Raw genomic sequence first — 20,872 nt, 5'->3', positions numbered from 1 at the left:
ATAAATGGGTCCTTTTGTGTTCACAATTTTTTAAAATCCGTATCGTAAAATAAGTAGCACTCAATGATAAGGAGTGGACCCATTTGAAAAGACGACTTGCGGCGCTCACCTGCGCCCTGACTTTATGCGCCGGTCTGGCGCTGCCCGCCTCCGCGGCGAATTTTACCGACGTGCCCACCGGAGCCTGGTATGAATCGGCGGTGAAGGAGTCGGTGGAACAGGGGTGGATGACCGGTGTGTCCGATACCCTGTTTTCTCCCAACGCCACGGTGACCCGCTCTACCGTAGCCATGGTGCTGTGGCGGATGGAGGGGGAGCCCACCCCGGTGTGGCGGGGCCATTTCCCCGATGTGCAGATTAACAGCTGGTACGGCATTGCCGCCGACTGGGCCTGTGAGGCCCGCATCATCAACGGCACCGACAAGGGCACCTTCAGCGACGGCGTGGTGACCCGGCAGGAACTGGCGGTGATGCTCAGCCGCTATGACGCGTATAAGGGCCATACGATGGCGGAGGGCGCCCTGAACCTCTACAGCGACGCCAATCAGGTGGCCTCCTGGGCAAAGGAAGGTATGTCCCATGCCATCGGTATGGGCTGGATGGAAGGAGACGGCGGCAAACTCTCCCCCAAGAGTACCACCACCCGGGCCCAGCTTGCGGTGATTTTACAACGGATGAATACCCAGGCCATGGGCTGACGGCCCCTTGCGGCACGGGCAAGAGAAAGGAGAACGCCCAACATGGAACAAAGCAATCTGTTCATATCCTATCTGCGGGTGACCCAGCATATGTCCCAGCAGTTTCGCAGCCACTTTGGACGGATGGATCTGACCTTTCCCCAGGCCATGGTACTTACCGTACTGGGGGAGGACGGGCCGGTGCCCATCAGCACTCTGGCTGAGCGCACCGGCAGTGCCAACAGCACGGTGTCCGGCATTGTGGACCGGCTGGAGAAGTTGGGGCTGGCCAAGCGCCAGCGCAGCGAGACCGACCGCCGGGTGATCTACGTCAGCGCCACCGAGAAGTACGCCGCGCTGCGGGACAAGGCGGTCACCGATGTGAACAGCTACTTTACCGCCCTGATGGGGAATATGCCGGAGGAGGACCGGAAGCTGGTGGCTGCGGCCCTCCAGAAGCTGGACGAGGCGCTGAGCCAGGTAGAGGAAAAGGGAAAGTGATCCCTGATCTGAGAGGAAAGAGTGAGGTGTCCTGCCGTGAGGCGGAATGGTTATGAATCCTACCATGGGCGCAGCCGGGGACGTAATGCGCTGAAAGTGCTCATCGGCGTACTGCTGGTGCTGCTGGTGCTGTCGGTGGCGGCGCTCTTTTTCCTGGAACCCTATATCCGGTATTCCGCCGACGGCGTGCGGCTGGAGCTGCCCTTCTTCGGCGGCGGCCAGACCGAGCCTGACCCGCCGGTGGGTACCGTTCCCATCCAGATCACCACACCGGAGCCCACTCCGTCCCCCACGCCTGAGCCGGAACTGGACTTCCGGGGGGTGCAGCTGTCCGCCGCCGCCCTCACCGACGGTACCGCCCAGACCCAGCTGGAGGCTGCCGGCGGCACCGCCGCCATCTTCTCCATGAAGGCGCCGGACGGCACCCTGGGCTATCAGTCCCAGACCACTTTGGGTACCTCGTCGGACCAGGAGGGCATCAATGAGGCCATCCAGACTCTTAACGGAGGAGAGCTGTACACCGTGGCCCGGATCTCCTGCTTCCGGGACAACGCCCTGCCCTGGAACGACCGGGCCCTGGGCATCCACAGCAATTCAGGCAACTGGCGGGACGACGAGAGCCTCCGCTGGAGCAGCCCGGCGGTGGAATCGGTGAGGAGCTATGTGGCCCAGGTGTGCGGCGAGCTGGCCGGGCTGGGCTTTGACGAGCTGCTGCTGGACAACTGCGGCTATCCCACCCGGGGCACCGTCAGCTATATCAAGAGCGACAGCAACTACGATCCCAATACCCTGACCCAGACCATGGAGGCCTTCTTCCAGACCCTGGACCAGACGTTGGCCCAGTATCCTGATATGAAGGTATCGGTGGTGACCAGCCTGACGGTGCTGACCGGCGGCTCCGACGGCAGCGGCCTCACCCTGGACCTGCTCAAGCAGTACGCCGACCGGGTCTATGTGCAGGTGCCTGAGGGGGAGACCGTCCCTGCTGTCGACGGGCTGGAGATCGTGCCTATCGTGACCCAGGGGACGGATACCGGCAGCTGGGCCCTGCTGAGCTGACAAAAAAGCCGCAAAAAAGTTGAAAAATGCTTGACTTTTAAAAAATGCGCTGATACAATATTACAGCCGCTTTGAATGGGTTTACAAGTGAAGCTGTACTTCCGCCCCCGACAGCGAGCCCGTAATGAAGGAGTTGAAAACGTAATGCACGCAATCATCGAGACCGGCGGTAAGCAGTATAAGGTGGCTGAGGGCGATACCCTCTTCATCGAGAAGCTGCCCAACGAGGCTGGCGACAACGTGACCTTTGACAAGGTGCTGGCTGTCATCGACGGCGAGAAGATCACCGTGGGCACTCCCGTGGTGGAGGGCGCCAAGGTGGCTGCTTCCGTGGTGAAGAACGGCAAGGGCAAGAAGATCATGGTCTTCAAGTACAAGCCCAAGAAGGGTTACCGCAAGCGCCAGGGCCATCGTCAGCCCTACACCAAGGTGACCATCGGCGCCATCTCCCTGTAAGATGACTACCGTCTCTTTTCACATGGAGGGGGACCGCATCGTGGGCTTCACTGTGAAGGGCCACAGCGGTTACGCCGAAGCGGGGAGCGATATCGTATGCGCCGCCGTCACCAGTGCCGTCCGCCTGACCGAGTGCGCCGTCAATGACGTGCTGGGCCTGGGGGCCACCGTAAAGGTGAAGGAGCACGACGCATCCATCTCCCTGCGCATCCCCGGCGGGCTGAGCCAGACCAGCGAGAGCACCTGTCAGACCCTTCTGACCGCCCTCATGGTCCACTTTACCAGCCTGCACGAGGAGTATCCCGAAAATATTCTCGTACTGGAGGAGGATTGACCTCTCCGTACGGCGACTTTTTAACACACAAGTTTGGAGGTGTGACACCATGCTGAACATCGGTCTTCAGTTCTTCGCCCATAAAAAGGGCGTGGGCTCCACCCGTAACGGCCGCGATTCCGAGTCCAAGCGTCTGGGCGTGAAGCGGGGCGACGGTCAGTTCGTTCTGGCCGGCAACATCCTGGTCCGCCAGCGGGGCACCCATATCCATCCCGGCGTCAACGTGGGCAAGGGCAGCGACGACACCCTGTTCGCCCTCAAGAGCGGCCGCGTGAAGTTTGAGCGCCTGGGCAAGGACCGCAAGCAGGTCTCTATTGTGGAGATCGCCCAGTAATTGCCCGCAATATGGGTACACTAAGCCCCGGACGGACTCCCGTTCCGGGGCTTTTTTCTATTACCTTCCCCTGGGGGAAGGTGGCTGGCCGCAAGGCCAGACGGATGAGGGGAACGGCCGGGCGACCACAAGGGTCGCCCCTACGAGACAAATCACCCCTTGGCAAGGAGGTTTTTATGGCAGCACCCTTTGTAGATACCGCCCGCATCACCGTCAAGGCGGGCAATGGCGGCAACGGCGCGGTGGCCTTCCACCGGGAGAAGTACGTGGCCGCCGGCGGTCCCGACGGCGGCGACGGCGGCCGGGGGGGCAATGTGATCCTGGAGATCAACCCCCATATGTCCACCCTGATGGACTTCCGCTACAAGCGCAAGTATGTGGCGGGCAACGGCATGGACGGCCAGGGCAAGCGCTGCTCCGGCAAGGACGGGGAGGACCTGGTCATCAAGGTGCCCCGGGGCACCGTGGTCCGGGACGCCGAGACCAATGAGATCATCTGCGATATGTCGGAGACCGACCGCTTCGTGCTGGCCAGGGGCGGCAACGGCGGCTGGGGCAACAAGCACTTTGCCACCCCCACCCGTCAGGTGCCCCGCTTCGCCAAGGCGGGCCTGCCCGGTCAGGACCGGCAGGTCATCCTGGAGCTGAAGCTGCTGGCCGACGTGGGCCTTGTGGGCTTCCCCAACGTGGGCAAGTCCACCCTGCTCTCCGTGGTGTCCAAGGCCCGGCCCAAGATCGCCAACTACCACTTTACCACCCTCTTCCCCAACCTGGGCGTGGTCTATGTGGACGAGGGCGTGTCCTTTGTGCTGGCCGACATCCCCGGCATCATTGAGGGCGCCTCCGACGGCGCCGGTCTGGGCCACGACTTTTTGCGGCACATCGACCGCTGCCGGCTGCTCATCCACGTGGTGGACGTGTCCGGCTGCGAGGGCCGTGACCCGGTGGAGGATTTTAAGGCCATCCAGGAGGAGCTGAAGCAGTACGGCCCCGATCTGGCCTCCCGGCCCATGATCGTGGCGGGCAACAAGGTGGACATCGCCGCCGACCGCACCGGTCTGGAGGCTCTGAAGGCCTATGTGGAGGGGCTGGGTATGCCTTTCTATGAGATCTCCGCCGCCGCCCAGCTGGGCACCCGGGAGCTGATGTTTGCCGCCGCCCGGGAGCTGGAGCACCTGCCCCCCATTATGGTGTACGAGCCCACCTATGTGGAGCGGCCCCCGGAGGTGGATACCTCCGAGCCCCTCAACATCATCCACGAGGACGATACCTGGATCGTGGAGGGTCCCTGGCTCCAGCGGCTCATGGCCAACGTCAACTTCGGCGACTACGAGTCCCGCAACTGGTTTGACAAGATGCTCCGCCAGTCCGGCCTCTTCGACCGGCTGGAGGAGATGGGCATCAAGGATGGGGATATCGTGTCCCTGTACAACCTGGAGTTCGAGTACCAGCGATAAAGAAGCAGGGCCCGCCATATGGCGGGCCCTGCTTTTGTTTTACTGGGAGACTGGAATGACCACATCCCCCACAGTGACCGAGGTCACCTCATCCAGGGGACGGATGGTGTCAAAGATCAGGCCCTTGGTGCATTTGGTCCGGCCGCCGCCCGAGCTGGCACTGGTATTGGCGCTCTTGATCTCCAGGGTGGAGCCGTCGGTGTAGGTGAGGATCACAGGCAGGTCCCGGAAGGAGGCGTAGGGGTCGGTGGCTTTGTCCACCTGGCCGTTTTTCCGCTCCGCCTCCGGCACCTCCTGATGGACGGTGTACTCCACCATGATGGACAGGGGGGAGAGGGTAATGCGGTCCAGGGTGGCGTTCATGCCTCCCACCTGGATCGCCTGCCCGGCGGGGAGGGCGATGGAGGAGTCCTCAAAGTCCATGGTAAAGTCCAGGGTCCAGGGGCCCTCCGCCAGCAGGGTCTTGTTGGCATAGCTCTCGGTGGTGTCATAGAGGCCCCGGAAGGTGGTGCTCATCTTGCCCGAGCGGATGGGGGTGTCGGAGGTCCAGAAGGTCACAAACTGGATGGCGTTGTCGGCGGGGTCGGCGTCATAGAAGTGGGAGAAGCCACCGCCGCCTCCGGAGGACAGGAAGGCCAGGGGGCCGGTGGGCCGCAGGTCGTAGTCCTCAAAGGAGAGGGGCAGGCGGCCCTCATATGCCTCGCTGCCGGCCAGTGTCTCCTGGCTCACCAGGGGCTGCCCGTCCTCCCGGGAGATAGAGTAGACAATGGCGTAGGAGTAGGTGTCCCCTACAATGGCGTCGGCGGTGATGGTGATGCCGTGGTTGGTGGCCGAAGCGCCGATGGGGTAGCCGATCTGGTCAATGACCTCGGTCTGGGTAGCGGGCCCGAAGAGGGCGGAGAAGCGCGCCCCCACCTCCCCCAGTGCGCCGGTGGCCCCCGCTACCCCCACGCTGAGGACCAGGGCGGCGGCCACCCCCACTACCGCCACCCGGCGGAAGCTGTGGGGACGGCGTGTAGAGGCGGCGGACTCCATCAGCCGGTCCACCATATGGGCTTTCTGCTCCGGGGTGAAACGGAGCTCGTCCATGGTATCTTTATACTGCTTCATGTCAGTTCCTCCTGTTCCAGATAGGTCCGCAGCTTCTGCCGCCCCCGGTCCAGCCGGGTGAAAATGGTGGCCGGCTTTTCCCCCAACAGGGCGGCGATCTCCCTGGCGGAGTAGCCCTCGTAGTAATAGAGGTAGATGACCGTGCGGTATTTGGGGGGCAGCAGGTCCAGAGCCGCCAGCAGGGTGCCTTCCTCCGGTTGGGGGGCGGGTATGTGCTCCGCAGCGTCCAGGGCTACCGTAGTGCGCCGCCACCGGCTTTTCAGGTGGTCCTTGCACAGGTTGACGGCGGTGCGGATGATCCAGGCCCGCTCATGCTCCGTGCTGTCAAAGGCCCAAGGGGCCTGGAGCAGTTTGAGAAAGACGGTCTGGCAGATGTCCTGGGCGTCGGCGGTGCTGCCCAGATAGGTGTAGCTCAGCCGGAGGATCAGGTCGGAATAGGTATCCACCAGCCGCTGGGCCTCCGCCCGGTCCGGTATGGGTGGCATGGCTGTCACGTCCTTTCCGTGGGATTGAAAAGCGCTTTCACCCACAATACGATTGGGAAACGCCGGATTCTTCATTTGGGCAAAAAAATGCGGAAGCTGATCGCTTCCGCATTTTCAAGAGCAAAAGAAGTACCAGTACACCCACCCGCCCAGAGCGACCTGGGCCACCAGGATGGCGGGCAGGCCCCACTTGAAGTACCAGTGGCGGGTCTTGTGGCGAAAGGTATACATACCCAGAACCGCCCCGGGGGAGCCCCCCACCAGGGCGATGAGGAAAAAGGTCTTTTCCGGTACCCGCCAGCGGTGCTTTTTGGCCTTCCGCTTATCCACACCCATGAGGACAAAGTCCAGGATGCTCCAGAAGAGCACCCACAGCGCGATCCACTTCAGCATGAGGCAAACTCCTCTCCGGCGCCCAGGGCGGACACGAAGCCGCCCCGGGTCTTGGTGGTGTTATACCACAGGTGCAGGTCCATGGTGAAGGCCTCGCCGTTGTCCACAATGGAGGCGGTGTCGCCGTCCAGACCGATGAGGGTCACCCAGTGCCAGCGGTGGAGCTGCTTGACCTTGCCGTTGTCCAGGTTGAGAAAGGCCACAGGACAGTCGGCCTCCAGACTGGCGGTCACAAAGGCGCGCAGCTGTTCCCAGGGGGGGCGCTTGGTGCGGGGGGTGGGGAAGGCAAAGAGGGAGGGGGCCAGAGGTACCCCCACGGCAGCGCCGTAGTCCGTCATGCCCTCCACCATGTACTCCGGCCGGTTGAGGCCGTGGCTCCGGGGGGTGATGTACGCCCACACCCGGCACATATGCTCCAGAAAGCCCGCCCGGTCTTTCCCCATTTTGGCCCGCAATGGGGAAAACTCGGGCCGCTGCTGGGCAAGATAGTGGAAGATGAGGGCTGCGGTGTTGGGGCCGCACCCCGCCCGCTGCTGCCAGAGATCGGGAAACCAGTCCTGATCCGCCCCGTGGAACACCGTTCCGTCGGGGCCGGTCAGGTCCAGCCGCTCCGGATGAAGAATAAATATGGGCATCCGCCCACCCCCTTTTTGCAACGATTATTAACAGTATAGCATTTCTGTCAAGGCGGCGGCAGTTGCCAGGGGAGAAAAACTGTGTTATCCTGTAGAGAACAACAGGAGGAAGGATATGACCAAGACCGAACTGCTGAACAAGCTGGCCCGGGACGGGGAGGAGCGGCTGCTGCTGGCCCGGGCCATGGACAAGCTGGAGCTGGCCCGTACCCGGTCGGTGCCCGGCCACACCGGCTTTTTATCCCCACAGGAGCGGGTGAGTGTGGAAAACCTGCTCCATGCCTGCGGCCATCCCCGGCACCTGTTCTACGGCGGGTTTGAGGGGGCGGAGCGGACGGTGTGCGCCTTCCTCCCCGACTGGCAGGAGGAGGACGTGTGGCGGTCGAGCGACTGCCCCATCAAGGCCGTCCGATGCACCTGGTCGGGTGGCACCCTGAGCCACCGGGACTTTCTGGGCTCCATCCTGGGCCTTGGTCTGGACCGGGAGAAGATCGGGGACCTGCTGGTGGGGGACGGGGAGTGCCACATCCTGGCCCTGGAGGACGTGGCCGACTTTCTGGCCATGAACCTGCACCAGGCTGGACGGGTGCGCCTCAAGACAGCCCCCATGGACCTGGCCGATCTGAAGCCCCCGGAGGTGAAGGTGAAGCCTATTCGGGACACCGTCAGCTCCCTGCGGCTGGACGCGGTGGCCGCCGCCGGGTTTTCCCTGTCCCGGGGCAAGGCGGCGGATCTCATTGCATCGGGAAAATTCCAGCTCAACCATCGGGAGTGCCTCAAGCCAGACCGCCCCGTGGAGGCGGGGGACGTGATGAGCTGCCGGGGGCTGGGGAAATGTGTCCTGAAAGAGGTGGGCGGCCCGTCCAAAAAAGGGCGAATCATGATTTTATTGGAGCGATATCTATGATCGACGAGAAAAAGATTGCCCGTATCAACGAGCTGGCCAAGAAGGCCAAGAGCGAAGAGGGCCTGACCCCCGAGGAGATGGTGGAGCGGGACCTGCTGCGGCAGGAGTATGTGGCCGCCTACCGGGAGAGTCTGGTGGCCCAGCTGGAGAACACCTATATCGTGGAGCCCGACGGCACCAAGCACAAGCTGGGAAAGAAGCCCTGAAAAAACGCCTGCCAATCGGCAGGCGTTTTTTGCGGGCGACCATAAAGGTCGCCCCTACGTTTCTTTTGAAAGCAGCTTCTTGTAGGAGAAGTCGATGGCGAAGGCGCCCAGAGGCGCGGTGATCAGGATGGCGATGACCGCCACAGTGAGTACGATCTGCCCGCACCCCAGGCCCATGGCCAGGGGTACGCCGCCGATGGCGGCCTGAACGGTGGCCTTGGGCAGATAGGCCAGTACCGTAAAGACCCGCTCCTTTTTGTTGAGGCGGCTGCCCGCCATGCACAGCAGCACACCCAGAGCCCGGAAGCACAGCACTCCCAGCACTGTGGCCACGGCGGCCAGACCGGCGGCGGCGGCGTACTTCAGGTCCACCTCGGCGCCCACCAGCACGAAGAGCATGATCTCAGCGGCCACCCACAGCTTGCCGAATTTGGCGGTGAGCCGCTGGGCCACCACCAGCCGCCAGCGCCGCAGGCCCAGACCGGCCCCCAGCACCGCCAGCAGACCGGAGAAGGGTACCCAGGCTTCCACCGCGTCCTCCAGGGCCACCAGCAGGAAGGCCAGCGCCAGCAGAATGACCACCTTTACCGAGTCCCGCATATGGAACCGGGCAAAGAACCTGGCCAGCACAAAGCCGATGAGCAGGCCGAAGGCCGCACCCAGCACGATGGACACGGGCACTCCGGCCAGAGCGGCGGGGGAGAAAGAGCCGCCCTGGGCCATGCCGGTGAAGGAGGTAAAGAGGACGATGACGAACACGTCGTCCACCGAGGCTCCCGCCAGCACCATCTGGGGGATGCCCTTGGAGGTGCCGTAGCCCTCCTCCATCAGGCGCAGCATCCGGGGCACGATGACGGCGGGGGACACGGCTCCCACCACGGCCCCCATGATGGCGGCGTCCAGGGTGCTTACCCCCAGCAGCCGGGGGGCCAGCACCACCATGCCCAGCACCTCAAAGGCGGCGGGCAGGAAGCACATGAGAATGGCAGGCCGTCCTGCCCGGCGCAGATCGTCCACATCCAGGCTCAGACCCGCCCGGGTGAGAATAATGACCAGGGCCAGCTGCCGCAGATCGGGGGAGATGCCAAGTAAGGATGGGGAAAGCAGATTGAGGACATAGGGCCCCAGCAGAATGCCCGCCAGCAGCATCCCCACCAGGGAGGGCAGCCGCAGCCTGACGGCCAGCGTGCCCAGCACCAGGCCCAGCAGCAGCACGAAACCTAAACTTGTCAACATAACACACATCATCCTTCCCAGAGGGCGTCGCCCTTCCTGCGCGGCATTGCCGCACAGGAAGGATTGTGCATCATTTCCGGAGGCCTTAACGGGGCGAGGAAATGGCACATTTCTCTTTTTTGTTGCGTTTTTGCACAACAAAAAAGCCAATGCCCCCTGCAATAAATTGCAGAAGTCATCAGCCAAACGGCGGTTCGGGCAAATGCCCCGGGCGGACCTCATCCCCGTATTTCTGTGGCAGTATACCACAGGCTGATCCCCTTGTCAACCATGGGAAAAGGGAGTATGATAATATGGATAGAGCAAAACCGAACCCACAGGAGGCCCTTATGATCTTCGATACCCACGCCCACTACTACGACGACGCCTTTGACGCCGACCGGGACACCCTGCTGGCCCAGCTGCCGGACAAGGGGGTGGACCTGGTGGTGTGCCCCGGCTGTGACCTGGAGTCCTCCCGGCAGTCCATGGCCCTGGCCGAGCGCTGGGACTACCTCTACTTTGCCGCCGGGTTCCATCCGGAGAACCTGGAGGGCGTGACCATGGACCAGCTGGATGAGATCCGTGCCCTGTGCGCCCACAAAAAATGTGTGGCGGTTGGTGAGATCGGCCTGGACTACTACTGGGTCAAGACCCCAGAGGACCGGGCCAACTCCCGGGACTTTTTCGATGCCCAGCTCTCCCTGGCGGAGGAGCTGGACCTGCCCGCCATCGTCCACGACCGGGACGCCCACAAGGACTGTGTGGATATGGTCCGTGCCCATCCCAATGCCCGGGGTGTGTTCCACTGCTACGCCGGCAGCATGGAGGACGCCAAGGTGCTGGTGGACAAGGGGTGGATGCTCTCCTTCACCGGCAATATCACCTTCAAGAACGCCCGCCGGGCCCCTGAGGTGATAAGCTGGCTGCCCATGGACCGGATCATGCTGGAGACCGACGCCCCCTACATGGCCCCCGAGCCCTACCGGGGCCGCCGGTGTGATTCCTCTCTCATCCCCCTGATGGCCCAGACGGTGGCCCAGCTGAAGGGGCTGACCACCGAGGAGGTCCTCCGCATCACACTGGAGAACGGAAAGCGCTTTTTTGGAATCGCATAAGGACGGCCCCAGGCCGCCCATTGATATGGAGGTAATGTACCATGATGACCATTTCCTATGAGTACGAAGGCGCCCTCTATGTGAACCTGACCAACCGGTGCGACTGCCGGTGCGTGTTCTGCCTGCGGCACAACGGCCACAAAGGCTCCATCTACGCCGACGATCTGTGGCTGGACCACGAGCCCACCCGGCAGGAGGCTCTGGACGACCTGCTGGCCCGGGACTACGCCAAGTACCGGGAGCTGGTGTTCTGCGGCTTCGGCGAGCCCATGTACCGCACCGACGACATTCTGTGGCTGGTGGACCAGCTGAAGGAGCAGGTGTCCAACCTGCCGCCCATCCGCATCAACACCAACGGCCACGCCAACCTGATTTTGGGCCGGGACGTGACCCCGGAGCTGTCCGGCCGCATCGACACTGTGTCCATCTCCCTCAACGGCTCCACGCCGGAGGAGTACTGCGCCGTCACCCAGCCCAGAGACGGGGTCAAGGCCTGGGAGGCCATGCTGGACTTCGCCAGGAAGGCCAAGGCCCATGTGCCCCACGTGGTGATGACCATTGTGGACAAGGACAAGACCCAGGCGGAGATCGACCGCTGCCGGGTCATTACGGAGGAGCTGGGGGTCACCCTCCGCATCCGGGCCTACATTGAGGATTAAAAACAGCTGGGGCGCTGCAACAGCAGCGCCCCAGCTGTTTTACTTCACTTGACAAAGGCGTCTACCGCCTGACGGAAAGCGGCCTGGTCGCCGTCGCTGCCGTGGAGGCGGACCGTCACCGGGTGGGACAGGTCCAGGGAGAACAGCCCCATGATGGACTTGCCGTCCACCACATAGCGGCCGGACAGAATATCCACCTCGCAGGGGGAGCGGGTGGCGGCGTTGACAAACTGGCGGACCTCCTCGATGGAGGCCAGAGAAACCTGGAATTCAGACATGGGGCACCTCCTGAACGAATATTATCCTTGCAATCAAACCGGAATTCCGTATAATAATGTCTGCCGAATAAACCGCGATGCGGTTTATTTGCGCGGAGGTAGCCGCGCAATTTCATAAAAACAGCTTGAAGTGGCCGTTTTTATGAAATTCAGCCATTGTTACAATGCGTATTTCCGTTGGCGTGTCTCAACGCACCAACGGAAAGTGCGAGGTTTTTTGGACCGGATCGTCCAAAATCCTTGCACTTGAACAAAGCCATTTGGCCTTGAAAACCTTGGTTTTCAAGGCTTGTGGCTTTGTTCAGTACGCATTATAATAGGGGATGTCAAAACTCTGTCCTGTTTATTATACTGGCAAGTCGGACATTTTTCAACAGGAAAACGCCTGTAAAGAGAGGAAAGCGTATGCGTACAGCGATCTATACCCTGGGCTGCAAGGTGAACCAGTACGAGACCCAGGCCATGGAGGCCGAGCTCACCCGCCGGGGCCACACCCTGGTGCCCTTTGACGGGGAGGCCGACGCCTATATCATCAACACCTGTACCGTCACGGCGGTGAGCGATAAAAAATCCCGCCAGATGATCCGGCAGGCCCGCAAACGTGCCCCCCACGCCATCGTGGCGGTGTGCGGCTGCTACGCCCAGACCGACCCCGAGGCGGTGGAGGCCCTGGAGGTGGACCTGGTGATGGGCACCAACGACCGCATGGGTTTTGTGGACCGGCTGGAGGCCCTGAGTCCCGACGGGGGCCAGGTGGTGGACGTGGACGACGCCCTCCGCCGCCGCACCTATGAGCACTTGCCCGCCGGCGGCCTGGAGGGCCGCACCCGGGCCATGCTGAAGGTGGAGGACGGCTGCGTCAACTTCTGTACCTACTGCATTATCCCCTATGCCCGGGGGCCCATCCGCTCCCTGACTCTGGACCAGGCCGCCGCCGAGGCCGCCAAGCTGGCGGCGGAGGGATACCGGGAGATCGTGCTCACCGGCATTGAGATCTCCTCCTGGGGGCGGGACCTGGAGGGCAGGCCGGAGCTGATGGACCTCATCGAGGCGGTGTGCGCCGCCGCCCCGGACTGCCGGGTGCGGCTGGGCTCTCTGGAGCCCCGCACCATCACGGAGGAGTTCTGCCGCCGGGGGGCCGCCATCCCCAACCTGTGCCCCCACTTCCATCTGTCCATGCAGTCGGGGTGCGACAGCGTTTTGAAGCGGATGAACCGGAAATATGATACCGCTCGGTATTATGAGAGCGTCAGATTACTGCGGGAATACTTTGACCGCCCCGGCATCACCACCGATCTCATCGTGGGCTTTCCCGGGGAGACCGAGGAGGAGTTTCAGGAGACCCTGGATTTTATCAAAAAGTGCGCCTTCTCCGCCATGCATATCTTCCCCTACTCCCGCCGCACCGGTACCCCTGCCGCCGCCATGGCCGGCCAGTGCTCCAATGCGGTGAAGGAGGACCGGGCCCACCGGGCGGGCGAGGTGGCCCGTGGGCTGCACCAGGCCTGGCTGGAGGGCTGGGTGGGCCAGACCCTGCCGGTGCTCTTCGAGGAGGAGAAGGACGGCCTGTGGCGGGGCCACGCCCCCAACTACACCGAGGTGTTCGCGCCTGGTGAGGGATTACACAATGTGATGAAAGATGTGGAAATTCTTGAGGTTTATCAGGACGGCTTGAAAGGAAGGGGATAAGATGAAAACGCGCCTGCTGCCCCTGGCCCTGGCCCTGGCTCTGCTGGCCGGCTGCACGCCCGTGCCGAAGCCCTCTCCCTCGCCCACCCCGGAGCCTGATCCCACCCCCGTGGCCGGGCTGGACTTTGACGCCTTTCTGGAGGAGGTCAACGCCCGCCGCAAGGCGGTCATTGAAGGGGAGGCTGCTCTGGATATCAGCGCCTGGACGCCCGATTTCACCGAGCAGAACGACACCTATACGGAGGAGGAAATGGACATTCTCCTGACGCCCCACGATCTGGCGGAGCCGCTGACGCTAGAGACTGCCCAGGAGGATATCGGGGCTTTTTTTACCCTTCTGCGCACCACCTATGGAGCCTACGAGTATTTCGGCGGCGACGAGGTGTTCGGCCCGCTGGAGGAGCAGGCGCTGGCACAAATCAAGCAGGAGGCGGCGGATGGGAAAATCCTGCTGAGCAGGACCGTTCAGGATATTCTGGTGGACGCCCTGACCCCCGTGGTCCGGGACGGGCATTTTACCATCGGCGGACAGTCTCTCATTGAACCGTATCGGGTCTATCTGTACTATGTGCCCGGTCTGTATCTCTCCGAAGCGGAAGGGCTGGACCCGGACTATGTGAAGCCCACCATTGGCCCGGAGGGACAGATCTGTTATGGCTTTTATGCCCTGAGCCACGATGGGACCGACCTGCCCCACACCCTGGGGGACTATGACCTGGACTGGACCCAGGCGGAGCGGTCGACGCGTGGAAGTGAGGTATTTACGGAATATTCCTATCAAGATATCCCTGTGCTGCAATCTACTCAGATGTACGCCAGCACGCCGGAGCAGGAGGCCCAGCTGGAGCGGTTTGCCGCCTGCGGCGGGGAGTATGCCCATGAGCCGGTGCTGATCTTTGATGTGCGGGCCAACCCCGGCGGCAGCGACAGATGGATCATGAATTGGTTTGAGGGCTTTGCTGAACAGCAAGCTGAACCCAAGTGTGCCTATGGGCATCGATACAGCCAGCTGTCCTGCCGGACGATTTCCTACCCGGCAGACAGGATGGGGACCTGGGGAATATCGGAGAAGCAGGGGACATGGGTGCCGAGGGAGAGCGTGGCGCTCCTGCTGACGGATAAGGGGACCGCTTCTTCCGGAGAGACGGCGGTAAAATATTTCCATACGATGGAAAATGTGCTGGCAATAGGCGCCCCAAGCAGCGGCTGTGACCTAGTGTCCAACAACTGTGAAGTTTATCTTCCCAATACCGGCATTCCGATTTTCTTTGGTACCGGTCTGAGCTTTTGTGAGACACTGAACAACCGGGACGGCATGGGCTATCTGCCTGACCTGTGGGTCAACCCGCCGGACGCCCTGGACGCGGCGGCCCGCCTGTGCGACTACTACGGCCTGAAGTAGCGGACAAAAACCGGGCGGCCATTGGCCGCCCGGCAGAGTGATCCTACCGATGAAGCTTTGCCTTGAGCTTCTCCACCCAGGGCTCCAGCCGCTCCCGGGGGAGGAGCCAGTTGATAAGCAGGGACATGGCCACCCCCACGCCGGTGTCAAACATCCGGTTGAGGGCGTAGGACACATAGGTGTCCACCGGGGTGTTGAACAGGACGATGCACAGCACCACGCCGCCGGGCTGCACCGCTCCCACCCAGAAGGTCTGGGACAGCAGGATCAGGATGACCACCCCCACAAACAAAAGGGGCACCAGCAGCAGCCGGTTCTCCCCGTCGGGGTAGAAGATCAGATAGATGCGGAACAGGCCCATCCCCAGAAAGCCGCCGATGATGGTGCCGAACAGGCGGTTGCCGCCGTGGAGCTTGGAGTGGTCCATGTTGGCCCCCATGCCGAAGATGGCGCCGATACAGGCGAAGGTGGGGTTGCGGTTGTCCAGGAAGACGAAGTAGATGAGGGCGCACAGAGCAGCGGAGAGGGCGGTTTTCAGGTTGCGCAGGCCCACGTGCAGGTGCAGATGATGGGATGTGGTGGCGGAGCCGGAGGCGGGCACGTCTTTCATGGTGAGGTCACACTCCTGATGTATGATTTTAACGAAGTTTTCAAAAACGGGAGGTACGCGATGAGCAGAGCAGATGAGCTGTTTATTCAAAATTGCAAGGATATTCTGGCCCATGGGGTGTGGGACACCGACCAGGAGGTGCGCCCCCGGTGGGAGGACGGTACCCCCGCCCACACCGTGAAGAAATTTTGTATCGTCAACCGCTATGACCTGCGGGAGGAGTTTCCCGTCCAGACCATCCGGAAGATGGCCTTCAAGAGCGCGGTGGACGAGCTTTTGTGGATCTGGCAGAAGAAGTCCAACAACATCCACGACCTGAACAGCCACATCTGGGACGCCTGGGCCGATGAGAGCGGCTCCATCGGCAAGGCCTACGGCTATCAGCTGGGGGTACGCCACCAGTATGCCGAGGGAATGTTCGACCAGGTGGACCGGGTGCTCTACGATTTGAAGCACAATCCGGCTTCCCGGCGGATCATGACCAACCTCTATAACCACCACGACCTCCATGAGATGGCCCTCTACCCCTGCGCCTACTCCATGACCTTTAACGTCAGCGGACACACCCTCAACGCCATTCTCAACCAGCGCAGCCAGGATATGCTTACCGCCAACGGCTGGAACGTGATGCAGTACGCCGCCCTGGTCCACATGATGGCCCGGGTGTCCGGCCTGGAGGTTGGCGAGCTGGTCCACGTCATTGCCGACGCCCACATCTATGACCGCCATGTGCCGGTGGTGGAGGAGATCATCGCCCGCACCCCCTACGAGGCGCCCAAGCTGTGGATAGACCCGTCCGTCACCGACTTCTACGCCTTTACCAAGGAGAGCTTCCAGCTGGAGGGCTACCAGTTCCACACCCTGGACCAGCCCATCCCGGTGGCGGTGTAAGGAGGGACTGCTATGAATCTCATTGCAGCGGTAGACCAGAACTGGGCCATCGGCAAGGACGGGGATCAGCTGTGCTATATCCCCGCCGACCTGAAGCGGTTCCAGTCCCTCACCACCGGCCGCGCCGTCATTCTGGGCCGCAAGACCCTGACCACTTTCCCCGGCGGCCGGCCGCTGAAGAACCGGCGCAATCTGATTTTGTCCCGCAATGCCGCCTTCGCTCCCGAGGGATCGGAGGTGTTCTCCGGCGTGGAGGACCTGCTGAAGGCGGCCCCGGCGGATGCTTTCGTCATCGGCGGGGAGAGCGTGTACAAGGCTCTGCTGCCTTACTGCGACAAGGCCTATATCACCAAGATCGACAGGGCCTGGCCCGCCGATTCTTTCTTCCCCAACCTGGACGCCGATCCGGCGTGGCAGGTGACGGAGGAGGGGGATTGGCAGGAGCATGAGGGCCTGACCTTCCGCTATGTGACTTACGAGAGGGTGAACTGATGTACCGGGCGGAGATAGCGGCCTATGTGCCACAAAACCAGCAGGAGGTTGGGGACAAGGAAATGATGCTGGAGTACCTGCGCTTGTTCCCGGACGATATCCTGACCCGGCAGAACAGGATCGCCCACTTTACCGCCTCCGGCTTTGTGGTCAACGCCGACGCCAGCCGTGTGCTGATGGCTCACCACAACCTCTATAAAGTATGGGCCTGGACCGGCGGCCATGCCGACGGGGAAGCCGACCTGCTGTCGGTGGCCCTGCGGGAGGCGCGGGAGGAGACGGGGGTGGAGCACATCCGGCCCCTGAGCACGGCGCTGGCCTCTCTGGAGATCCTGCCGGTGTGGGGCCATGTGAAGCGGGGGGCGTGGGTGCCCTCCCATCAGCACCTGAATCTCACCTATCTGCTGACCGCAGACGAAAGTGACCCCCTCCATTATCGGGAGGGGGAGAATACAGGTGTGGCCTGGCTGCCGGCGGACCGGCTGCTGGAGCTGACAGGCGAGTGGCAGATGGATGAGATCTACACCAAGCTGCTGGAACGGGCCCGGCGGCTGGTGGGAAAAAGGCCGTAAAAGGTCTGCCGCACAAGGGCTGGGGCCATGCGCGGCAGACGGTTACCATATGGTTATGATATCATGCCTGTCTGCCCGGCGCAAGTGCCGACTTGCCCAAAAACCAGCCATATTTTTTGACAAGCTGACAAAAAATGTGAGACCATAAATTCTTTTGACACGGCATATACAAACAGATATGCAATGTAAAAAGATGGAAGTTGCGCGAAAGCGCGTTGGCCCACAGGGTTTTCCACATTATCCACAGGGTTTTCCACACTTGTCTACACCAGTGGAAAACAGCCGTTATTCATATTCCGGTAGACATAAAAGCAGTCAAGGGAAAAATCCACGGCAGAATTGCCAAAGTTTCCACACAGGGGGAGACGGGAAGGAAAGACCATGTCCGACACCATCGCAGCCATCGCCACGCCAGCCGTTCCCAGCGCCATCGGCATCCTGCGTCTCAGCGGGCCGGAGGCCATTGCCGCGGTCTCCGCGGTGTTTCGGCCCCTGGGGGGCAAACCTCTGACGGCGCAGGAGGACCGGCACCTGGTGCTGGGGGAGCTGCTGGGGCCGGGGGGCGAGGTGATTGACCAGGCCTTGGCCACCATTTCCCACGGCCCCCACAGCTACACCGGGGAGGATACGGCGGAACTCCAGTGCCACGGCTCCCCGGCGGTGCTCTCTCTGGGCCTGGAGGCCCTCTTTGCCCAGGGGGTGCGGCAGGCGGGGCCGGGGGAATTTACCCGTCGGGCCTTCCTCAACGGGCGGCTGGACCTGACACAGGCGGAGGCGGTGGCCGACCTCATCGACGCCGAGACCCCCGCCGCCGTGCATCAGGCCGCCGGGCAGCTCTCCGGCGCTCTGGGCCGCCGGGTGGGGGCCATTTACGACGGCCTTACCGACCTGCTGGCCCACTTCCACGCCGTGCTGGATTATCCCGACGAGGATATCGACCCTTTCCGGGCGGACACCATCCGGGCGGGATTGACCGGGGCAAAATCGGCCCTGGAGGACCTGCTGGCCACCTACCAGCGGGGCCGATACATTGCCGGGGGGGTGCCCTGCGTGCTGGTGGGGCGGCCCAATGCGGGCAAGTCCTCCCTGCTCAACGCCCTGGTGGGCTATGACCGGGCCATCGTCACCGACATCCCCGGCACCACCCGGGATACGGTGGAGGCCAAGTGCGTGCTGGGGGGCGTGACCCTGCGGCTCATTGACACCGCCGGCATCCGGGAGACCGAGGACACCGTGGAGCGCATCGGCGTGGAGCGCAGCCGGGCCGCTCTGGAGGAGGCCGCCCTCATCCTTGTGCTGTGGGACGGCTCAGCGGTTCTGGGGGAGGAGGACTGGGACCTGCTGGCCCAGGCCAGAGCCCACGCGCCGGTGCTCCTGGTGCGTACCAAGGCGGACCTGCCCTCCAAGCCCATGCCCGTGCTGGGGGTGGAGGAGATGCCCCCGGTGGTAGCAGTGTCCTCCAAGACCGGCCAGGGGCTGGATATGCTGGGAGAGCTGGTGGAAGGCCTCTTCCCCACGGTGGGCGCCGGAGGGGCGGGAGAACTGCTCACCAACGCCCGGCAGGCGGAGGCCGCCCGGCGGGCTCTGGAGGGCGTAGCCCGGGCGGAGGAGAGCCTGGAGGCGGGGATCACGCCCGATGCCCTCCTTACCGACGTGGAGGAGGCCCTGTCCGCCCTGGGTGAGCTCACCGGAGCCAACATCCGGGAGGACATCACCGCACGCATCTTCGAGCGGTTCTGTGTTGGAAAATAGGGGCGGCCTTTGGCCGCTCTTTTTTGCGCTTTGTAACACCTTGTCTCCACATTGGCACCGGCCCTGTAACCCTCTGTACCACGGAACATGGTAGGATGGAGGCAGAAAAGGAGGTTACTGTTATGAAGCGCACGGTATTGCCTGCCCTGCTGCTGGCCCTTGCCCTGTGCGGCTGCGCGGCACAGACACCGCCCCCTGCATCCCCATCTCCGGCGGCGGAGCCGCGCCCCCTGACCCAGGAGGAGATTGACCGGGTCAACGAGGCCTTCTCACCCCTGGTGGAGCAAGACGGCGTGACCTACGTTGCCCCAGTGAGCTGCTTCTTTACCTGTTATTATGACGATGTGAAAAATTTGGACTTTGCTGACTTTTTGTACTACTTCCCCGGCGACGGTACATTGAGCGCCGAAGATGAGGCGGAGTCTAACGCCCTGAAAGCCCTGCCCGGCTACCCCTGGGGGAATTCGCCGGGTTCCGTGCCCACCCACCGCATCCTCCGCGCTTCGGTGGACCAGGCCCTGGAGCGCTACGCCGGCATCACCTCCGCCGATCTGGACACCTCCGGCGTGCCCTATCTGGAGAAGTTCGACGCCTGGTACAACTTTACCAGCGACTTCGGCCCTGGCTGTTTTGTGTGCGCCGGAGGCCAGGTGGACGAGGCTGCCGGAACCGCTCTGCTGTGGACTGACGAGGGGGAGGACGGCTCCCGTATTGAACTGGCCCTGGGAAAGGACGGGGAGAACTGGCACATCCGGTCCCACCGGAATACCGCCTCCGACAAGCTGCTGGAGCTGCTGGCCGGGCTGGAGGGGGAGAATATCGGCTCTGTGAGCTGGTATGGGCCCAACGATCCCCTCGAGGCGGAGCAGCTGGCCGACCTTATCCGGGCCGCGGCGGCCCACCCGGTGGACCATCCCGATCTCACCCTCAATGGCTCGGACACCGACATCATATGGACCCTGGATTGCTACCTGGCCCCAAAGGATCAGGGGGCCTACTCCGAAGATGATGCGCTCCATCTCCAGGTGGGGCTGGAGGAAAACGTGGTGGAGATCTTCGGCGGGAGCAATTTGCCCCGGAGCAAGGTCCACCTGGAGGATGAGTCCCTCTACCAGCTCATCCGCACCAGCTGTGATACCCCGGACGACATCGACCAGGAGGCCTACGCCGCCTGCCGGGAACTGACCGACGCCTACTACGATGCCAGACTGGCGCAAGTGGGCGGCGAAGGCGGCTTCGTGAGCTGGGAGCTGACCTGCTTCCGGGAGGAGGATCAGGCTTCTGCTCTGGATGCCAAGGCCTACACCATCGGTGCGGCCTTCCGCACCGATCCGCCCGAGCGGGCTCCCCAACTGCTGGCCGGGGGCTCCTATGTGGACAGCCAGTTGCGGGTCCACGGCCTGGACTGGCAGGCCACCTATCTGGTGACCATCGGCGGCCAGCCCGCCGGAGTGCTCCGGCTGGGAGAGCCGACGGACGACGGCCCCCTGAGCCACTTTGACAGCGTGGAGGCCCTCCGGGCCGCCCTGTGGACGCCGGGAGATGAATTGTAAACATTTCTTGAACCCCCTTGCAATTTTTCATACGAAGGATTATGATAGCGTTAGCACTCAGGACATCTGAGTGCTAACGCTGTGTTT

The 20,872-nt window shown here is 62.7% G+C and carries 25 protein-coding genes and 1 riboswitch; of the genes, 18 read left to right on the top strand and 7 right to left on the bottom strand.

The features are described from left to right. The first annotated feature begins 83 nt into the window (after positions 1-83). The 7 genes from WHJ28_RS07370 (at position 84) to obgE (ending at position 4,818) form a co-directional block, all read left to right on the top strand. Positions 84-698 (top strand): S-layer homology domain-containing protein, encoded by a 615-nt coding sequence (locus WHJ28_RS07370; RefSeq protein WP_340041152.1) that lies wholly within the window; start codon positions 84-86, stop codon positions 696-698. A 42-nt stretch (positions 699-740) separates the two neighbouring features. Further along, the gene (locus WHJ28_RS07365; RefSeq protein ID WP_340041150.1) at positions 741-1,178 is read left to right on the top strand and encodes a MarR family winged helix-turn-helix transcriptional regulator; all 438 of its coding nucleotides are present in this window, start codon (positions 741-743) and stop codon (positions 1,176-1,178) included. A 36-nt stretch (positions 1,179-1,214) separates the two neighbouring features. Next, positions 1,215-2,237 carry a putative glycoside hydrolase gene (locus tag WHJ28_RS07360; RefSeq protein WP_340041148.1) on the top strand — a complete coding sequence of 341 codons (1,023 nt, stop codon included), beginning with the start codon at positions 1,215-1,217 and terminating at the stop codon, positions 2,235-2,237. Between the two features lie 144 nt (positions 2,238-2,381). After that, positions 2,382-2,693: a 50S ribosomal protein L21 gene (gene rplU / locus WHJ28_RS07355; protein ID WP_191434387.1), complete on the top strand. Its 312-nt coding sequence runs from the start codon at positions 2,382-2,384 to the stop codon at positions 2,691-2,693. Position 2,694: 1 nt separating this feature from the next. After that, complete coding sequence (locus WHJ28_RS07350; protein ID WP_087188874.1) at positions 2,695-3,027, top strand: ribosomal-processing cysteine protease Prp; 333 nt, start codon at positions 2,695-2,697, stop codon at positions 3,025-3,027. A 49-nt stretch (positions 3,028-3,076) separates the two neighbouring features. Then, a complete protein-coding gene (gene rpmA, locus WHJ28_RS07345) occupies positions 3,077-3,361 on the top strand; it encodes a 50S ribosomal protein L27 (RefSeq protein WP_340041143.1) in 285 nt (94 codons plus the stop codon). 176 nt (positions 3,362-3,537) lie between these two features. Beyond that, positions 3,538-4,818, top strand: coding sequence for a GTPase ObgE (gene obgE, locus WHJ28_RS07340; protein WP_340041141.1), 1,281 nt, complete (start codon positions 3,538-3,540; stop codon positions 4,816-4,818). 39 nt (positions 4,819-4,857) lie between these two features. Here the strand turns inward: obgE and WHJ28_RS07335 are convergent, their stop codons facing one another. The 4 genes from WHJ28_RS07335 to WHJ28_RS07320 form a co-directional block, all read right to left on the bottom strand. Beyond that, complete coding sequence (locus WHJ28_RS07335; protein WP_340041139.1) at positions 4,858-5,928, bottom strand: DUF4179 domain-containing protein; 1,071 nt, start codon at positions 5,926-5,928, stop codon at positions 4,858-4,860. Further along, complete coding sequence (locus tag WHJ28_RS07330) at positions 5,925-6,413, bottom strand: RNA polymerase sigma factor (RefSeq protein ID WP_340041137.1); 489 nt, start codon at positions 6,411-6,413, stop codon at positions 5,925-5,927. Before WHJ28_RS07330 ends, WHJ28_RS07335 begins: the two co-directional genes overlap by 4 nt. A gap of 114 nt (positions 6,414-6,527) precedes the next feature. Then, complete coding sequence (locus tag WHJ28_RS07325) at positions 6,528-6,806, bottom strand: DUF1294 domain-containing protein (RefSeq protein ID WP_340041136.1); 279 nt, start codon at positions 6,804-6,806, stop codon at positions 6,528-6,530. Continuing rightward, a complete protein-coding gene (locus WHJ28_RS07320) occupies positions 6,800-7,441 on the bottom strand; it encodes a hypothetical protein (RefSeq protein ID WP_340041134.1) in 642 nt (213 codons plus the stop codon). Before WHJ28_RS07320 ends, WHJ28_RS07325 begins: the two co-directional genes overlap by 7 nt. Positions 7,442-7,556: 115 nt before the next feature. On the opposite strand from WHJ28_RS07320, the gene WHJ28_RS07315 reads away from it, so the two are divergent. Together WHJ28_RS07315 and WHJ28_RS07310 are read left to right on the top strand one after the other, a co-directional pair. Beyond that, on the top strand, positions 7,557-8,348 hold the full coding sequence (locus WHJ28_RS07315; RefSeq protein ID WP_340041132.1) for a YlmH family RNA-binding protein: 792 nt from the start codon (positions 7,557-7,559) through the stop codon (positions 8,346-8,348). Next, positions 8,345-8,554, top strand: coding sequence for a DUF896 domain-containing protein (locus tag WHJ28_RS07310; protein WP_425461111.1), 210 nt, complete (start codon positions 8,345-8,347; stop codon positions 8,552-8,554). Before WHJ28_RS07315 ends, WHJ28_RS07310 begins: the two co-directional genes overlap by 4 nt. 54 nt (positions 8,555-8,608) lie before the next feature. On the opposite strand, the gene WHJ28_RS07305 is transcribed toward WHJ28_RS07310, so the two are convergent. Further along, complete coding sequence (locus WHJ28_RS07305; protein WP_340041130.1) at positions 8,609-9,790, bottom strand: cation:proton antiporter; 1,182 nt, start codon at positions 9,788-9,790, stop codon at positions 8,609-8,611. Between the two features lie 162 nt (positions 9,791-9,952). Then, a riboswitch (Fluoride riboswitch) is annotated at positions 9,953-10,025 on the bottom strand. A 58-nt stretch (positions 10,026-10,083) separates the two neighbouring features. On the opposite strand from WHJ28_RS07305, the gene WHJ28_RS07300 reads away from it, so the two are divergent. Both WHJ28_RS07300 and WHJ28_RS07295 read left to right on the top strand, forming a co-directional pair. Then, positions 10,084-10,887, top strand: coding sequence for a TatD family hydrolase (locus tag WHJ28_RS07300; protein ID WP_340041128.1), 804 nt, complete (start codon positions 10,084-10,086; stop codon positions 10,885-10,887). A 41-nt stretch (positions 10,888-10,928) separates the two neighbouring features. Next, on the top strand, positions 10,929-11,546 hold the full coding sequence (locus tag WHJ28_RS07295; protein ID WP_340041126.1) for a TatD family nuclease-associated radical SAM protein: 618 nt from the start codon (positions 10,929-10,931) through the stop codon (positions 11,544-11,546). Between the two features lie 44 nt (positions 11,547-11,590). Here the strand turns inward: WHJ28_RS07295 and WHJ28_RS07290 are convergent, their stop codons facing one another. Further along, the gene (locus tag WHJ28_RS07290) at positions 11,591-11,824 is read right to left on the bottom strand and encodes an HPr family phosphocarrier protein (RefSeq protein ID WP_087189457.1); all 234 of its coding nucleotides are present in this window, start codon (positions 11,822-11,824) and stop codon (positions 11,591-11,593) included. Positions 11,825-12,229: 405 nt separating this feature from the next. On the opposite strand from WHJ28_RS07290, the gene mtaB reads away from it, so the two are divergent. Next, the gene (gene mtaB / locus WHJ28_RS07285) at positions 12,230-13,513 is read left to right on the top strand and encodes a tRNA (N(6)-L-threonylcarbamoyladenosine(37)-C(2))-methylthiotransferase MtaB (protein WP_340041120.1); all 1,284 of its coding nucleotides are present in this window, start codon (positions 12,230-12,232) and stop codon (positions 13,511-13,513) included. Between the two features lies 1 nt (position 13,514). Further along, positions 13,515-14,915 carry a S41 family peptidase gene (locus WHJ28_RS07280; RefSeq protein WP_340041118.1) on the top strand — a complete coding sequence of 467 codons (1,401 nt, stop codon included), beginning with the start codon at positions 13,515-13,517 and terminating at the stop codon, positions 14,913-14,915. A 43-nt stretch (positions 14,916-14,958) separates the two neighbouring features. Here the strand turns inward: WHJ28_RS07280 and WHJ28_RS07275 are convergent, their stop codons facing one another. Further along, the gene (locus tag WHJ28_RS07275; RefSeq protein WP_340041116.1) at positions 14,959-15,525 is read right to left on the bottom strand and encodes an FUSC family protein; all 567 of its coding nucleotides are present in this window, start codon (positions 15,523-15,525) and stop codon (positions 14,959-14,961) included. 60 nt (positions 15,526-15,585) lie between these two features. Here WHJ28_RS07275 and thyA point away from each other — a divergent pair, with 60 nt between their 5' ends. The 5 genes from thyA (at position 15,586) to WHJ28_RS07250 (ending at position 20,785) form a co-directional block, all read left to right on the top strand. Further along, positions 15,586-16,416, top strand: a complete 831-nt coding sequence (gene thyA / locus WHJ28_RS07270; RefSeq protein WP_340041115.1) for a thymidylate synthase — start codon at positions 15,586-15,588, stop codon at positions 16,414-16,416. Positions 16,417-16,428: 12 nt separating this feature from the next. After that, entirely contained in the window at positions 16,429-16,908 is a 480-nt protein-coding gene (locus WHJ28_RS07265) for a dihydrofolate reductase (protein ID WP_340041114.1), read from the top strand. Continuing rightward, the gene (locus tag WHJ28_RS07260; RefSeq protein WP_340041112.1) at positions 16,908-17,480 is read left to right on the top strand and encodes an NUDIX hydrolase; all 573 of its coding nucleotides are present in this window, start codon (positions 16,908-16,910) and stop codon (positions 17,478-17,480) included. Before WHJ28_RS07265 ends, WHJ28_RS07260 begins: the two co-directional genes overlap by 1 nt. A gap of 381 nt (positions 17,481-17,861) precedes the next feature. Then, positions 17,862-19,232, top strand: coding sequence for a tRNA uridine-5-carboxymethylaminomethyl(34) synthesis GTPase MnmE (gene mnmE / locus WHJ28_RS07255; protein ID WP_340041110.1), 1,371 nt, complete (start codon positions 17,862-17,864; stop codon positions 19,230-19,232). Between the two features lie 122 nt (positions 19,233-19,354). After that, positions 19,355-20,785 carry a hypothetical protein gene (locus WHJ28_RS07250; protein WP_340041108.1) on the top strand — a complete coding sequence of 477 codons (1,431 nt, stop codon included), beginning with the start codon at positions 19,355-19,357 and terminating at the stop codon, positions 20,783-20,785. The last annotated feature ends 87 nt before the right edge of the window (positions 20,786-20,872 follow it).

This window comes from Flavonifractor porci, from assembly GCF_037572415.1.
GTDB classification, from domain to species: domain Bacteria; phylum Bacillota; class Clostridia; order Oscillospirales; family Oscillospiraceae; genus Flavonifractor; species Flavonifractor porci.
The sequence above is the reverse complement of the archived record's forward strand: the minus strand, read 5'-3'. Positions and strand labels throughout refer to the sequence as shown.